The organism is Pinisolibacter sp. DMC100 (assembly GCF_056313705.1).
The window spans coordinates 61,573-76,010 of sequence record NZ_JBQUZT010000003.1 but is presented as its reverse complement, the minus strand read 5'-3'; the positions used below and the strand labels follow the sequence as shown (position 1 = coordinate 76,010).

At 67.6% G+C, this 14,438-nt stretch carries 13 protein-coding genes; 4 read left to right on the top strand and 9 right to left on the bottom strand.

Annotated features, from left to right (window positions below; translation table 11 throughout):
• Positions 1-107: 107 nt before the first annotated feature.
• Entirely contained in the window at positions 108-2,198 is a 2,091-nt protein-coding gene (gene flhA, locus ACT541_RS13445) for a flagellar biosynthesis protein FlhA (RefSeq protein ID WP_476137987.1), read from the top strand.
• 72 nt (positions 2,199-2,270) lie between these two features.
• Here flhA and yiaY read toward each other — a convergent pair whose 3' ends face one another.
• Positions 2,271-3,428: an L-threonine dehydrogenase gene (yiaY, locus tag ACT541_RS13440; protein ID WP_476137595.1), complete on the bottom strand. Its 1,158-nt coding sequence runs from the start codon at positions 3,426-3,428 to the stop codon at positions 2,271-2,273.
• Positions 3,429-3,515: 87 nt separating this feature from the next.
• Entirely contained in the window at positions 3,516-3,776 is a 261-nt protein-coding gene (locus tag ACT541_RS13435; RefSeq protein ID WP_476137594.1) for a hypothetical protein, read from the bottom strand.
• Positions 3,777-3,835: 59 nt separating this feature from the next.
• On the opposite strand from ACT541_RS13435, the gene ACT541_RS13430 reads away from it, so the two are divergent.
• Both ACT541_RS13430 and ACT541_RS13425 read left to right on the top strand, forming a co-directional pair.
• A complete protein-coding gene (locus ACT541_RS13430) occupies positions 3,836-4,603 on the top strand; it encodes a MipA/OmpV family protein (protein ID WP_476137593.1) in 768 nt (255 codons plus the stop codon).
• A 23-nt stretch (positions 4,604-4,626) separates the two neighbouring features.
• A complete protein-coding gene (locus tag ACT541_RS13425; protein WP_476137592.1) occupies positions 4,627-5,235 on the top strand; it encodes a GNAT family N-acetyltransferase in 609 nt (202 codons plus the stop codon).
• A 108-nt stretch (positions 5,236-5,343) separates the two neighbouring features.
• Here the strand turns inward: ACT541_RS13425 and fliJ are convergent, their stop codons facing one another.
• Both fliJ and fliI read right to left on the bottom strand, forming a co-directional pair.
• Positions 5,344-5,757 carry a flagellar export protein FliJ gene (fliJ, locus tag ACT541_RS13420; protein ID WP_476137591.1) on the bottom strand — a complete coding sequence of 138 codons (414 nt, stop codon included), beginning with the start codon at positions 5,755-5,757 and terminating at the stop codon, positions 5,344-5,346.
• Between the two features lie 68 nt (positions 5,758-5,825).
• On the bottom strand, positions 5,826-7,139 hold the full coding sequence (gene fliI / locus ACT541_RS13415; protein ID WP_476137590.1) for a flagellar protein export ATPase FliI: 1,314 nt from the start codon (positions 7,137-7,139) through the stop codon (positions 5,826-5,828).
• Positions 7,140-7,524: 385 nt separating this feature from the next.
• Between fliI and ctrA the strand changes: the two genes are divergently transcribed.
• Positions 7,525-8,229, top strand: coding sequence for a response regulator transcription factor CtrA (ctrA, locus tag ACT541_RS13410; RefSeq protein ID WP_476137589.1), 705 nt, complete (start codon positions 7,525-7,527; stop codon positions 8,227-8,229).
• Positions 8,230-8,440: 211 nt separating this feature from the next.
• Here ctrA and ACT541_RS13405 read toward each other — a convergent pair whose 3' ends face one another.
• The 5 genes from ACT541_RS13405 to ACT541_RS13385 all read right to left on the bottom strand — a co-directional run bounded on the left by ACT541_RS13405 (position 8,441) and on the right by ACT541_RS13385 (position 14,287).
• On the bottom strand, positions 8,441-9,406 hold the full coding sequence (locus ACT541_RS13405; RefSeq protein WP_476137588.1) for a CheR family methyltransferase: 966 nt from the start codon (positions 9,404-9,406) through the stop codon (positions 8,441-8,443).
• A complete protein-coding gene (locus ACT541_RS13400) occupies positions 9,403-10,605 on the bottom strand; it encodes a protein-glutamate methylesterase/protein-glutamine glutaminase (protein WP_476137587.1) in 1,203 nt (400 codons plus the stop codon). The genes ACT541_RS13405 and ACT541_RS13400 overlap by 4 nt, the downstream gene beginning before the upstream one ends.
• Before the next feature lie 13 nt (positions 10,606-10,618).
• Positions 10,619-10,984, bottom strand: coding sequence for a response regulator (locus tag ACT541_RS13395; RefSeq protein WP_476137586.1), 366 nt, complete (start codon positions 10,982-10,984; stop codon positions 10,619-10,621).
• A 112-nt stretch (positions 10,985-11,096) separates the two neighbouring features.
• Positions 11,097-11,564, bottom strand: a complete 468-nt coding sequence (locus ACT541_RS13390) for a chemotaxis protein CheW (protein WP_476137585.1) — start codon at positions 11,562-11,564, stop codon at positions 11,097-11,099.
• Positions 11,561-14,287 (bottom strand): hybrid sensor histidine kinase/response regulator, encoded by a 2,727-nt coding sequence (locus ACT541_RS13385; RefSeq protein WP_476137584.1) that lies wholly within the window; start codon positions 14,285-14,287, stop codon positions 11,561-11,563. Before ACT541_RS13385 ends, ACT541_RS13390 begins: the two co-directional genes overlap by 4 nt.
• Between the last annotated feature and the right edge of the window lie 151 nt (positions 14,288-14,438).

Genomic DNA, 14,438 nt, shown 5'->3' with positions numbered 1-14,438 from the left:
CGGGTAGTGCGCATCGGATTCCCGAGGCGCGACACCCGCGTGACGCAGATCCGGAAGGCGCGATGAGCGACCAGACCGTCGGAACCCCGGCCGCCGTCTCGAACGGCATGCCCTTCGGCCTCCCCGGCCCGAGGGAGCTGCTCGCCCACGCCAAGCGCGGCGACATCGGCCTCGCCCTCGGCGTGATGACGATCCTCGTCGTGCTGATCGTGCCGCTGCCGGCGGTCGTGCTCGACATCTTCCTCGCGGTCTCGATCACGCTGTCGGTGCTGATCCTGATGACCTCGCTGTTCATCCAGGCACCGCTCGAATTCTCGTCCTTCCCGACGCTGCTGCTCATCGCCACGATGCTGCGGCTGTCGCTGAACCTCGCCTCGACCCGCCTGATCCTCGGCCACGGCCACGAGGGAACCTCGGCCGCCGGTCACGTCATCGAAGCCTTCGGCAACTTCGTGATGGGCGGCAACTTCGTCATCGGCATCATCGTCTTCGCGATCCTGCTGATCGTGAACTTCATCGTCATCACCAAGGGTTCGGGCCGTATCGCCGAAGTCGCCGCGCGCTTCACCCTCGACGCCATGCCCGGCAAGCAGATGGCGATCGACGCCGATCTCTCGGCCGGCCTGATCGACGAGAAGGAGGCCAAGGCCCGTCGCAAGGAGTTGGAGGGCGAGAGCGCCTTCTTCGGCGCCATGGACGGTGCCTCGAAGTTCGTCCGCGGCGACGCCATCGCCGGCCTGCTGATCACCTTCATCAACGTCATCGGCGGCATCATCATCGGCGTCGCGCAGCAGGGCATCACCTTCGCCGAGGCGAGTCACGCCTACACCGTCCTGACGGTCGGCGACGGTCTCGTCACCCAGATCCCGGCGCTGATCGTCTCGACCGCCGCCGGCCTCCTCGTCTCCAAGGCGGGCGTCTCGGGCGCCGCCGACAAGGCGTTGATCGGCCAGCTCTCCGGCTATCCCCGCGCGCTCGGCATGTCGTCCTTCGTGATGATCGTCATGGCGATGCTGCCGGGCATGCCCACCCTGCCCTTCCTGGCGCTCGCCGGCGGCGCCGGGGCGCTCGCCATGGCCGCCGAGAAGAAGCGCGTGCGGGTCGCCGCCGAGGCCGTCGCCGAGAAGGCCGCCGAGACGGCCAGGACCGCCCCCCCGCGCGAGGAGCCGATCACCGACAGCCTCAAGATGGACGATCTCAAGATCGAGCTCGGCTATGCGTTGCTGTCGCTGATCAACGGCCCGGAGGGCTCGGACCGCCTCACCGACCAGATCAAGGCGCTGCGTCGCCAGATCGCCGGCGACATGGGCTTCGTCATGCCGCCCTGCCGACTGCTCGACAACGTCCAGCTCCAGCCCAACGAATACGTCGTCCGCATCAAGGAGGTGGAAGCCGGCCGCGGCAACGTCTTCCCCAACCTCTACATGGTCATGGACCCCGACGGCCATCAGATCGACCTGCCCGGCACCCACACGACCGAGCCGACCTTCGGCCTGCCTGCCACCTGGGTCGACCCGTCGCTCAAGGAGGAGGCGGCGATCCGCGGCCTGACCGTGGTCGACCCGGCGACGGTGCTGTCGACCCACCTGACCGAGATCCTCAAGGCCAACATCTCGGATCTCCTGTCCTACGCCGACGTCGCGAAGCTCCTCGCCGAACTGCCGAAGGACCAGCACAAGCTGGTCGACGACATCGTCCCCGGCTCGATCACCGTCTCCGGCATCCAGCGCGTGCTCCAGGGCCTGCTGTCGGAACGCATCTCGATCCGCGATCTCGGCACCATCCTCGAAGGCATCGCCGAGGCGGTGTCCTTCACCCGCACCATCCCCTCGATCACCGAGCACGTCCGTGCCCGCCTCGCCCGCCAGATCTCGGCCGCCAACCTGTCGCCGATGGGCTACCTGCCGATCCTGTCGCTGTCGCCGGCCTGGGAAGTGGCCTTCGCCGAGAGCCTCATCGGCGACGGCGACCAGAAGTCGCTCGCCATGGCGCCCTCGAAACTCGGCGAGTTCGTCACCGCCGTACGCGACGGCTTCGAACTGGCGGCGCGCCAGGGCGAGCTGCCGGTACTCCTGACCTCGCCCGGCATCCGCACCCACGTCCGCGCCATCGTCGACCGCTTCCGCCCCCACACCGTCGTCATGAGCCAGGCCGAGGTCCACCCGCGCGTCCGGCTGAAGACCGTCGGCGCGGTGTGATCGGGGACGCGGAAACGCGAAAGGCGGGCGATCGCTCGCCCGCCTTCCCCCGCATCACGATCGGGCGCGCCCTCAGGCGGCGGCGCGGAAGATCGCCTCGATCGCGGCCTGATCGGCCGGGCGCGGATTGGTGAGGCCGCAGGCGTCGCGCAGCGCATTGGTCGCCAGCGTCGCCACGTCCTCGTCCCTCATGCCGAGACCGGCGAGACCCGCCGGGATGCCGATGTCGGCCGCCAGACGCCGGATCGCCGCGATCGCCAGAGCGGCACCGGCCGCATCGTCGAGACCGGCGACGGTCTCGCCCATCGCCGCGGCGACGTCGCGCAGGCGCCCGGCCGCGACTTCCGCGTTGAAGGTCTGGACATGCGGCAACAGCACCGCGTTGCAGACGCCGTGCGGCAGGTCGTAGAAGCCGCCGAGCTGATGCGCCATGGCGTGGACGTAGCCGAGCGAGGCGTTGTTGAAGGCCATGCCGGCGAGGAACTGGGCGTGCGCCATGTTGGCGCGGGCCACCAGATCGCCGCCGTCGGCGACCGCCTTGCGCAGATGGAGCGCGATCAGCTCGATCGCCTTCAGCGCGCAGGCGTCGGTGATCGGAGTGGCCGCGGTCGAGACATAGGCCTCGATCGCATGGGTCAGCGCGTCCATGCCGGTCGCCGCGGTCAGGCCCTTGGGCTTGGCCAGCATCAGCTCGGGATCGTTGACCGAGAGGATCGGCGTCACGTGGCGGTCGACGATCGCCATCTTCACCTGCCGGGTCTCGTCGGTGATGATGCAGAAGCGCGTCATCTCCGAGGCGGTGCCGGCCGTGGTGTTGATCGCCATCAGCGGCACCTGCGGCTTCTCGGAACGGTCGACGCCCTCGTAGTCGACGATCGACCCGCCGTTGGCCGCGACCAGCGCGATGCCCTTGGCGCAGTCGTGCGGGCTGCCGCCGCCGAGCGACACGACGAGGTCGCAGTCGTTGGCCCGGAGCACCGCGAGGCCGGCCTCGACGTTGCCGACGGTCGGGTTGGGCTGGGCGCCCGGGAAGATCGAGACCGCGATGCCCACCGCCTCGAGGCGGCCGGCGACCTTCGCCGCCACGCCGAGATCGGCCAGCACCGCGTCGGTCACCAGGAGCGCACGGCGGAACCCGCGCGCGCCGATCGAGGCGACCGCCTCGCCGAGGCTCCCCGCCCCCATCATGTTGACGCTCGGAATGTAGAAAGTCGAAATCCGGCTGGCCATTCGCGTCTTCTCCCGTCGGCTTCAAATGCAAGAGGTTTCGTTCGCGCAAGACGCCGTCTTGCGCGTTGGTCACTGGTCGTTTCTCGTTCACATGGAAACGAAGACGCCGGACAGTGCGGTGCGGATGCCGCGGCTCAATTGCGGAAAGTCAAAAATCACCTCGTGAAATTCTACACTTTGGTATGAGTTCGGTAGTGATTTTGCACCTTTGTACGAGCAGGACGGTCGCAGGTGCGACGCCCCCATCGACTGCGACGCGACGCCGCCGCCGTCGGCCGGCGCATCGACGACGGCAATTTGGTCGAATGTGGCGAATGCGCACTCGACCGCGCCGGGCGCTTCGGCCAAACATGGACCACGGATCGATTTGCAGCGCGGCCGACCGCCCGCGCGCACCAGAGGTGATCATGCGTCTTCTCGTCGGCTTCGCCGCCCTCGCCACGCTCGTCGCGAGCCCGGCCCTCGCCCAGTCCTTCCCCGGCCCGCAGGACGATCTCGTCTTCACCGTCGGCGGCGGCCTCGCCGCCCGGCCCGACTGGGACGGTTCGAAGAAGATGGTGCTGGCGCCGATGCCGATCTTCGGCCTGAAGTTCCTGCGCTCGCCCTTCACCGGCAAGCCGTCGTCCGACACCGGCTTCGGCATCGCGCCCTCGGCGCGCTGGCTGTCGAAGCGCTCCTTCGGCGGCGGATCGCCCCTCGCCGGCCTTCCCGACGTCGCCGACACCTTCGAGGCCGGCGTGACGGTCGACTACACCGACACCGCCTTCCGCGCCTTCGCCACCGTCCGCCAGGGCTTCGGCGGCCATCGCGGCCAGTTCGCCGAACTCGGCCTCGACGGCATCCTCCATCCGATCGACCGCCTGAGCCTCAGCGCCGGTCCGCGCGTCTCCTTCGCCTCGGCCGACTACATGCGCGCCTACTGGGGCGTCACCGCCGCCGCGGCCGCCTCGTCGGGCGTCGCCGCCTACGATCCCGGCTCGGGCTATCGCGGCGCCGGCCTCGGCGCGATCGCCACCTGGAAGATCGACGAGCGCTGGTTCGTCAAGGGCGAGGCGTCGTGGACGCATCTCTCCGACGCCTATGCCCGCTCGCCGATCGCCCGCGCCGAAGGCTCGCGCGACCAGTTCTCCGTCGGCGTCGGCATCGGCTGGAAGTTCGGCGTCGACGCATGGTGAGCCCGGCTTCGCCCGGACCGACCATGACCTTTCCCGCCGAAGGCTACGGCACCGTGCCCGCCGGCTGGATGGTCACCGTCGTCACCTGGCTGGAGATGACCGCGCCGCCGACCGCGCCCGCCGCGCCCCTGCCGGCGGACGTCGTGCTCGAGCCGATCGTCGGCGATACCACCGGCGTAGGCCGCTATCGCGCCCTCTTCCGCGCCGTCGGCGAGGACTGGCTGTGGTTCGGCCGCGCCGCGATGGCAGATGCCGATCTCGCCGCCCTGCTCGACGACCCCGCCACCTGGTGCCGCGCCGTGGTGCGCGACGGCGTCGACGTCGGCCTCGTCGAACTCGACGCGAGCCGGGAGGGCGAGGTCGAACTCGCCTATTTCGGTCTGGTGCCGGCGGCGGTCGGCAGCGGCCTCGGCCGCGCCCTGATGGGCGTCGCGCTGGCGGAAGCGTGGTCGCGCGCGCCCGAGCGCGTCACCGTCCACACCTGCCACCTCGACCACCCCGGCGCCCTCGGCTTCTACGTCCGCTCAGGCTTCGTCGCGGTGAAGCGCGGCCTCGAACTCGGCCCCGACCCGCGCCTGACCGGCGTCCTGCCCCGCACCGCCGCGCCGCAGATCCCGCTGATCGAACCGTGACGATCCGACGCTGAAACGAAAAAGGCCGCCCGAGGGCGGCCAGTCTTCGTCTCTCACGACGTTTTCCCACGCGGAAAGAGGGGCGGCGGGGCGCGCCGCCCGGGAAACTCAGCGCCCGAAGGCGTGACGGCGCGAGGCCATCTCGTCGAGGGCATCCTGTTCGCGCGCATCGCGCTCGGCACGTTCGCGGGCGTGGTCGCGCTCCTCGATCAGCTCGATCTTCTTCAGGTCCTCGACGGCGATCGACAGTTCCTCGCGCGCCGCCTCGAGCTTCACCTCGAGATCGCCGACCGATACCTTCAGGTTCTCCCGGCGCGAGATCGCGGCCTTGGCGAAGGTCGGGTAGGCGAAATGGGCGATGTCGTGGATGCCGACACGGTTCTGCTCGCTCACGATCTGATCGTCCAGATCGGAGATCATGCGCTGGAAATCGGCGATCATCATTTCGATCTGGGTCAGCTGGCGACGCTTCTCGTCGACCTGGAACCGCTTCAGACGAATGAGACTGTCTCGGGACTTCATACTCGGTACTCCCCCGTAGTGAAGACGAGCCTAGCCACAGACGGTTGCCAAATCGTGAGTCTTTTCCGTCAGGAAGCGAGAATCGCGGCGAGACGGTCGTAACCCTCGTTCAGTCGCGTCGATTCGCCCTTACCCTGTTGCAAAAATGCCTCGAACGCCGGTTCGAGCTCGATCGCTCGGTCGACTTCCGGGCTCGAACCCTTGCGATAGGCGCCCAGCCGGATCAGTTCCTCCATGTCGGCGAAGGTCGCCATCAGCCGTTTGGCCTCGGTGATCAGCGGCCGCCGCGCCTCCGGGATCGACCGCGGCATGGTGCGCGACACGCTCTTCAGCACGTTGATCGCCGGATAGCGCCCGCGCTCGGCGATCTGCCGTTCCATCACGATGTGGCCGTCGAGAATGCCACGGACCGCGTCGGCGATCGGCTCGTTGTGGTTGTCGCCCTCGACCAGCACGGTGAAGAGCCCGGTGATCGAGCCCGACCCCACCCGACCGGGTCCCGCCCGCTCGAGCAGACGCGGCAGTTCGGTGAAGACCGTCGGCGTGTAGCCCTTGGAGGCGGGCGGCTCGCCGGCGGCGAGACCGATCTCGCGCTGGGCCATGGCGAAGCGGGTGACCGAGTCCATCATGCACAGCACGTCGCGACCCTCGTCGCGGAAGTGCTCGGCGATGGTGAAGGTGAGATAGGCCGCCTGCCGCCGCATCAGCGCCGGCTCGTCCGAGGTCGCGACCACGACGACCGAGCGGGCGAGGCCGTCCTCGCCGAGATCGTCCTCGATGAACTCCTGCACCTCGCGACCGCGTTCGCCGACGAGGCCGATCACCGCCACGTCGGTCGAGGTGTAGCGCGCCAGCATCGACAGCAGCACCGACTTGCCGACGCCCGAGCCGGCGAAGATGCCCATGCGCTGGCCACGGCAGCAGGTGACGAAGGTGTTGAGCGCCCGGACGCCGAGGTCGATCGGCTCGCCCACTCGCGTCCGCTCGCCGGCCGGCGGCGGCGGCTCGCGCAGCATGCGGGTGAGACCGCCCTGCGGCAGCGGCCCCTTGCCGTCGAGCGGCTCGCCGAGCGCATTGACGACGCGGCCGAGCCAGCCGTCGGAGGGCCTGACCGACCCGTCGGCCGAGGCGATCACCGCGCGGCAGCCCATCCGCACGCCCTCGAGCGCGCCGAAGGGCATGCACAGCGCCCGCTCGCCCTGGAAACCGACCACCTCGGCCGGCACCACGCGCCCCGAGGTCGCCTCGATCGCCAGCCGCGATCCGACGCTCATTTCGTGAACCGGACCGGCCACTTCGATCATCAGACCGCGCACCGCGACGACCCGCCCGAAGGTGGTCGTGGCGGCGAGGTCGCCGATCTCGCGAATGAGGCCGTCCATGGTTACGAATCTCTTCGGAAAGAGGGGCCTTTCCCCACGTCAGTAACGCGTTGTTAACGTCCTTCGTCAAACATTATGAACGAGCGAGCGATGTGGGGTCGCGAGCGACGCTTTCCGGGCGGCCTCGGAAGGGTGATTCGACAGAATCGGTTGTGCGACTTTCTTAAAGTATCGCATTAACCTCTGAATCTTCGGATTTTCCCTTTCGATTCAGGAGCCTGGCGAGTTTTTTGGCTAAGGGTTAACTCGACCCTTGCCGTGGCGAATCACATTCTGTTAACCATTGCTCGGTAGGTTACCGAGTCGGAAATGACGGGGTGTTTCGCGAGCGGCTGGTCGGGGGGCCCACGCGCCGGACCCGCCTTGGGCGACAAAGGGGATTGGCATGCGCGTACTGCTCATCGAAGACGACAGCGCGACCGCGCAGAGCATCGAGCTGATGCTCAAGTCGGAAAATTTCAACGTCTACACGACGGATCTTGGCGAAGAGGGCATCGACCTCGGCAAGCTCTACGATTACGACATCATTCTTCTGGATCTGAATCTGCCCGACATGTCGGGTTACGAGGTTCTCCGGACGCTGCGCGTGTCGAAGGTCAAGACGCCGATCCTCATCCTCTCCGGTCTCGCCGGCATCGAGGACAAGGTGCGCGGCCTCGGCTTCGGCGCCGACGACTACATGACCAAGCCGTTCCACAAGGACGAGCTCGTCGCCCGCATCCATGCCATCGTCCGTCGCTCGAAGGGTCACGCCCAGTCGGTCATCACCACCGGTGACCTCGTGGTGAACCTCGACACCAAGACGGTCGAAGTGAACGCCCAGCGCGTCCACCTGACCGGCAAGGAATACCAGATGCTCGAGCTGCTCTCGCTGCGCAAGGGCACCACGCTGACCAAGGAGATGTTCCTCAACCATCTCTACGGCGGCATGGACGAGCCGGAACTGAAGATCATCGACGTCTTCATCTGCAAGCTGCGCAAGAAGCTCGCTTCCGCCACCGGCGGCAAGAACTACATCGAGACCGTCTGGGGCCGCGGCTACGTGCTGCGTGAGCCCGACGAGAACGACGTCTACGCCGACATCGCCTGAGATCGCGCCCCGCCGGCTTTCCCCACCCCCCTTTGGCCGGCCCCACCGACGATCGATCCGAAGCCCCGCCGCAAGGCGGGGTTTTCGTTTGTGGCGAGGGTCGAGGCCCCTCCCGGGTATCGGCCACCGGACCACCGCCGGCGGCGGCGCCGAACGAAAGAGGCGCGCCGTCACCGGCGCGCCTCTCACGAACACGATTGGGGGTCTCGCCTCAGCGCGGCGTGCCGAAGAGCGGTCGTGCCGCCGGCTTGAGCGTCGAGGAACCGGGAGCCGGCGTGCTCGTCGCTCCGAAGCCACCGCCCGTGCCACCGACCGCGAGCCGCGGCTGAGCCGCCGCCGGAGCCGGAGCGGTCGCCGCGCCTTTGGCCGGCATCGGTTGATAGAGGCCGCGACGATCCTGCATCGGCCGGTAGGCGTCCGTCAGACCGACCACCGTCTCGGCCGCGCCGAGCACCAGGAAGCCGTCGGGCGCGAGCATCTTCGCCATCCGTTCGAGAATGTCGATCTTCGTCGGGTTGTCGAAGTAGATCAGCACGTTGCGACAGAAGATGATGTCGAACTGGCCGAGCGACGAGAAATTCTCGAGCAGGTTCAGCTTGCGGTACTGCACCATCGACCGCAGGTTCGACGAGATCTGCCAGGTGTCGCCGGTCTGCGTGAAATACTTCAGCAGCTGATTGATCGGCAGGCCGCGCTGGACCTCGAACTGGGTGTAGATGCCGGCCTTGGCCTTCTCCAGCACGTCGTTGGAGAGGTCGGTGCCGATGATCTCGATCCGCCAGCCCGCGAGCTTCGCCTCCGCCTCCTTGAGGCACATGGCGAGCGAATAGGGCTCCTGGCCGGTCGAGGCCGCGGCACACCAGATCCGGAGCTTGCGGTCGCGCGCCCGAGCCTCGAGCATGCGCGGCAGCATCGTGTCGTTGAAATGATCGAACGGCGTCTTGTCGCGGAAGAAGAACGACTCGTTGGTCGTCATCGCCTCCACCACCGTGGCCGCGAGCGCCGTCTGACCGGGCTCGCGCATCTTGCCGATCAACGCCGAGAGCGTCCCGAGCCCCGCCTTGCGGGCGACCGGCAGGAGCCGGCTCTCGATCAGATACTGCTTCTCGGTGGTCAGGACGAGGCCGGACTGCTGCTTGAGGAAGGCCCTCAGCCAATCGAACTCCTGCGGGCTCATCTGCGTCCTCCCAGCAGTCGAACGATTTTCTGGCCGATCTGGTCGAGCGGCAGGATCTCCGCCGCTGCGCCGGCTTGCGCGACCGCGCCGGGCATGCCCCAGACGACGCTGGATTCCTCGTCCTGGGCGATCACCGAGCCACCGGCGTTGGCGATGCGGGTCGAGCCCGCCGCGCCGTCGTGGCCCATGCCGGTCAGCACGCAGGCGAGGATCGACGGTCCGTAGATCCCCACCGCACTGTCGAACAGCGGATCGACGGCGGGCTTGCAGAAGTTGACCGGCGGCAGGTCGTTGAGCAGCACGCAGGTGTCGGCGCCCTGCTTGCCCACCACCATGTGACGCCCGCCGGGCGCCACGTAGATGCGTCCGGGCATCAGCGGCTCGCCGTGCACGCCCTCGGCGGCACGACGGCCCGAGGCCTTGGTCAGGTGCTCGGCGAGGATCGCCGTGAAGGTCGCCGGCATGTGCTGGGTGATCAGCACCGGCACGTTGGCGATCGCCGGACCGATCTCGGCGAAGAGCTTGGTCAACGCCTGCGGACCACCGGTCGACGAGCCGACCAGCAGCACCTTGGGCGTCACCGACGAATAGGGACGCGTGGTCGGCGCCGCAGCCGGGCGGCCGAGAGCCGACGCGAGCGGCCGGGCGGCCGGCGTCGGCGACGCGGTCGCCGGACGGGCGTAGCCGGTGGCGGGCGACGGCGCGGAGGCCGGCGCATGCTGCAGCCGACCGGCACGCGCCAGAGCACGCTGGCCGAGCGCCTTGACCTTCTGGATCACCTCGACGCGGAAGTCGGACGAGGTGGTGACGCCGGAGTTCGACTCCGGCTTGGGCACGTAGTCGGCCGCACCCAGCGACAGACACTTGAGCGAGATCTCGGCATTGCGACGCGTCAGCGTCGAGGCCATCACCACCACGAGGCCGGGCTTGGCCTTCAGGAGCAGGGGCAGGGCCGTGATGCCGTCCATTTCCGGCATCTCTACGTCGAGCACGACGACGTCGGGGTTGGAGCGGGCGACGTCGTCGACCGCCAGTTTTCCGTTGCGATGGCTCGCCACCACGGCCAGCGCCGGGTCCTCGTCGATCCATCGACCGATGAGTCCACGTACGACGACAGAGTCGTCGACAATCATGACGCGTACCGGATCAGTCACCATCATCCGCGGCTGCGTGGCAGCCGCCCCTCCCGTCGCCAACATTTCGGCCTCCCGCTCAGATCAGGCCGACCTCGGCGAATTTCGCTTCGACGATCTCGCGATCGAAGGGCTTCATGATGTATTCGTCGGCCCCGGCGCGCATGGCCTTGGCGATGTGGGCGACGTCGTTCTCGGTGGTGCAGAATACCACCTTCGGCTTCTCGCCGCCGGGTTCGCGACGGAGTTGGGCGAGGAACTCGAGCCCGTCCATCACCGGCATGTTCCAGTCGAGCAGAATGGCGCTGGGCATTTCCTTGCGACAGACGTCCAGCGCCTGCGCACCGTCCTCCGCCTCGGTGATCTCGAACGAGAGATCCTCGAGGATGCGGCGCGCCACCTTGCGGATGACACTGGAATCGTCGACGACCAGACAGTTCTTCATTGCCGTATTCTCCCCGGCGACCCCGTGTCCGTCGCCCGCTTGCGGCGTTCGGCCCGGGGGCCGCGCCCGTTTCCCTTCAGACCGGGTCCCGCCGCGGTCGCGCGGCGGCACCTCAGGCCGCCAGCGCCTCGCTCATGCCGCCGAGCACGCGGTCGACGTCCAGGATCACCATCAACTGACCGGACAGGCGATGGACGCCGCCCGAGATCGCCGCCCAGCGGCTGTCGAGGTTGACCGGATTGGGCTCGCGACCGTCGGTCGGCAGATCGAGGACCTCGCCGACGTTGTCGATCAGCAGGCCGTAGCTCTCGCCCTTGTGCTCGATGCCGACGGCCATGGCCTGGCCGCCGTCGGTGCGCGGCGGCAGATGCAGTCGCCGGCGCATGTCGATCGCGGTCACGATGCGACCGCGCAGGTTGAGGACGCCGGCGATCTCCGGCCGCGACAGCGGCACGCGGGTGATCGATTCCGGCATGAAGACGTCGTGGACGCGCTCGATCGGCAACCCGAAGAGCTGCCCGCCGATCACCACCGTGACGTACTGGATGCTTTCGCCGTGCGTGTTGACGTCGTCGGTCATGCCGCCATTCCCATGTCGTGGTGGTTCGTGACTTCCTTCAGCGCCGCGATCAGACCCGGACGGTCGAACTTGGCGATATAGTCGTCGAAGCCGGCCTGACGACCCCGCTCGATCGAGGCGGGCGTGCAGACGCTCGACAGCGCCAGGATCGGCATCTCGCGCAGGCGCGGATGACGCTTGACCGCTTCGGCAAACTCGAAGCCGTTCATCTCCGGCATCTCGATGTCGGAGACGACGACGTCGAAGCGACGGCCGTCCTCGAGCATCGCGAGAGCCTCGACCGCCGAGGCGCAGACCGTGACGCGGTAGCCGGCGGCCTTGAGCACCGGACCGAGCAGGTTGCGGAAGAACGGCGCGTCGTCGACGAAGAGCAGCGAGCGGGTGAGCGCCTCGACGGAGATCTCCTTGCGGCGGAACCAGTCTTCGAAGGCCTGCGGCAGGAAGTGGCCGATGTCGACCACCTCGGTCGCCTTGCCCTTGATGACCGCCGAGCCGAGAACGCCCGGACGCTCCGAACCGACCTCGATGTCGAGACGGTCCTCGACGATGTCGATGATCTCGTCGACCACCAGGCCCATGGAGCGGCCGGCGTCGGAGAAGACCAGCATCGGCAGCGAGCCTTCGCTCTTGCGCTGGGCATATTCGTCGAAATAGACGAGCGGCATCAGCGAACCGCGGTACTGCACCAGATCGCGACCGTTGGAGCGCTCGACCTTGTCGACCGAGAATTCCTCGAGGCGGGTGACGAGCGACAGCGGAACCGCCTTGGGCTCGGCCGAGCCGGCGCGGAAGAGCAGGAGCGAAACCATGGCGGCCTCGTCGCGGGCGCGTTCTTCCTCGTGTTCGGCCATGCCGTCGAGATCGGTCGCCTGAGACGGGCCGATCGCCTGGGCGATGCCGTTCGGGTCGACGATCATGATGACCGAGCCGTCGCCGAGGATGGTGTTGCCGGAGAACATCGTGATGTGACGCAGCATGGTCGACATCGGCTTGACGACGATTTCCTCGGTGTGGAACACCGCGTCGACCACCACGCCGAAGGTCTGCGGACCGACCTGCATCACCACGATGAAGCCGTCCTCCTCGCTGACCGGCTCGGTCGACTCGCCCGAGAGCGAGGTGATGTCGAGCAGGCGCGAGAGGTGCACCAGCGGCAGCAGCTTGTTGCGCAGGCGCAGCACCGGCGTGTCGCGGATGCGCTCGATGCGGTGCTCGGAGTTCTGCTGCGCACGCACCAGCTCGACCACCGACAGCTGCGGGATGGCGAAACGGTCGCCGGCGCTCTCGACGATCAGCGTCGAGACGATGGCGAGCGTCAGCGGGATCTTGATGGTGAAGGTCGTGCCCTTGCCGGCCGCCGACTTCAGATCGACGGTGCCGCCGATCGCGTCGATGTTGGTCTTGACCACGTCCATGCCGACGCCGCGGCCCGAGACGTTGGTGACCTTGGCCGCCGTCGAGAAGCCGGGGGCGAAGACGTACTTGTAGATCTGCGCTTCCGACATCTTCTCGAGTTCGAACTCGGAGGCGAGGCCGTTGTCGATGATCTTCTGCTTGATCTTGTCCATGTCGAGACCGCGACCGTCGTCGGAGATCTCGATGATGATGTGGCCGCCCTCGTGGTAGGCCGAGAGGCGGATCGTGCCCTTCTCCGGCTTGCCGTTCGCGCGACGGATGTCGGGCGTCTCGAGGCCGTGGTCGGCCGAGTTGCGCACCATGTGGGTGAGCGGATCCTTGATCAGCTCCAGCACCTGACGGTCGAGTTCGGTCTCCTGACCGATCATCTCCAGCTCGATCTGCTTGGAGAGTTCGTTCGACAGGTCGCGCACGATGCGCGGCAGCTTCTGCCAGGCGTTGCCGATCGGCTGCATGCGCGTCTTCATGACGCCTTCCTGCAGCTCGGCGGTGACGTTGGAGAGGCGCTGCAGCGGCACCTTGAATTCGCTGTCCTCGTGACGACGGACGATCTCGAGCAGCTGGTTGCGGGTCAGCACCAGCTCGGAGACCATGGTCATGAGGTGTTCGAGCGTGTCGACCGCGACGCGGATCGACTGCGAGGAGACGCCGCCGGCCTTGGCCTCGCCGTCTTCCTTGTGCTCCTTCGGCTCCTTCGCCTCGCGTGCCGGGCCGCGGTTGCGGGCCGGAGCGGCCTCCGCCCTGACCGGCTCGGGCGCCGGCGCCGGCGCGGGTTCTTCGACGGCGGCGACCGGCTCGTCGTAGGTCGCTTCGCGGAAGGCCTTCTCGAGATCGTCGAGCGACACTTCGCCCGGACGCAGCTGGCGCTCCAGGACCTGATAGACCAGCGCGCCCTCGGTGTGCTTGGGCGGCTCGGCGGCGGCCGCCGGCTTGCCGGCTTCCGACATCTGCTCGAGCTGCGAGATCAGATCGCGATCGTCGCCGACCGGCTCCTGCTCGGTGGTCTCGAGATCGGCGACGAGCTGCTTGATCCGGTCGATCGAGCGCAGCACCAGCGTCACGGCATCACCGGTCACCGGCACGCCGTCACGGAACTTGCCCATGAGCGTCTCGGCCGCGTGAGCGATCGCTTCGAGCCGCGGCAGCCCCAGGAACCCGCAGGTGCCCTTGATGGTGTGCACGAGCCGGAAGATGTTGCCGAGGATCTTCTCGTTGTTGGGATCTTGCTCGAACTTGACGAGCTCGACGTCCACGACGTCCAGGCTCTCGTTCGTCTCGGTGAGAAATTCGCGAAGCAGATCGTCCATGGCCCCTACCTTGTGCAATCGTCGACGGGGACGTCGTGAGGGGGCTCCCCCCGGCACTCAGGGCAGTATCGAGACAAAGCGTTAAGAGAGGATTTCCGGAGTACTTCGCATTAACCCGCAGAAAGACCTCCGCGGAAAAATATCACTCGCA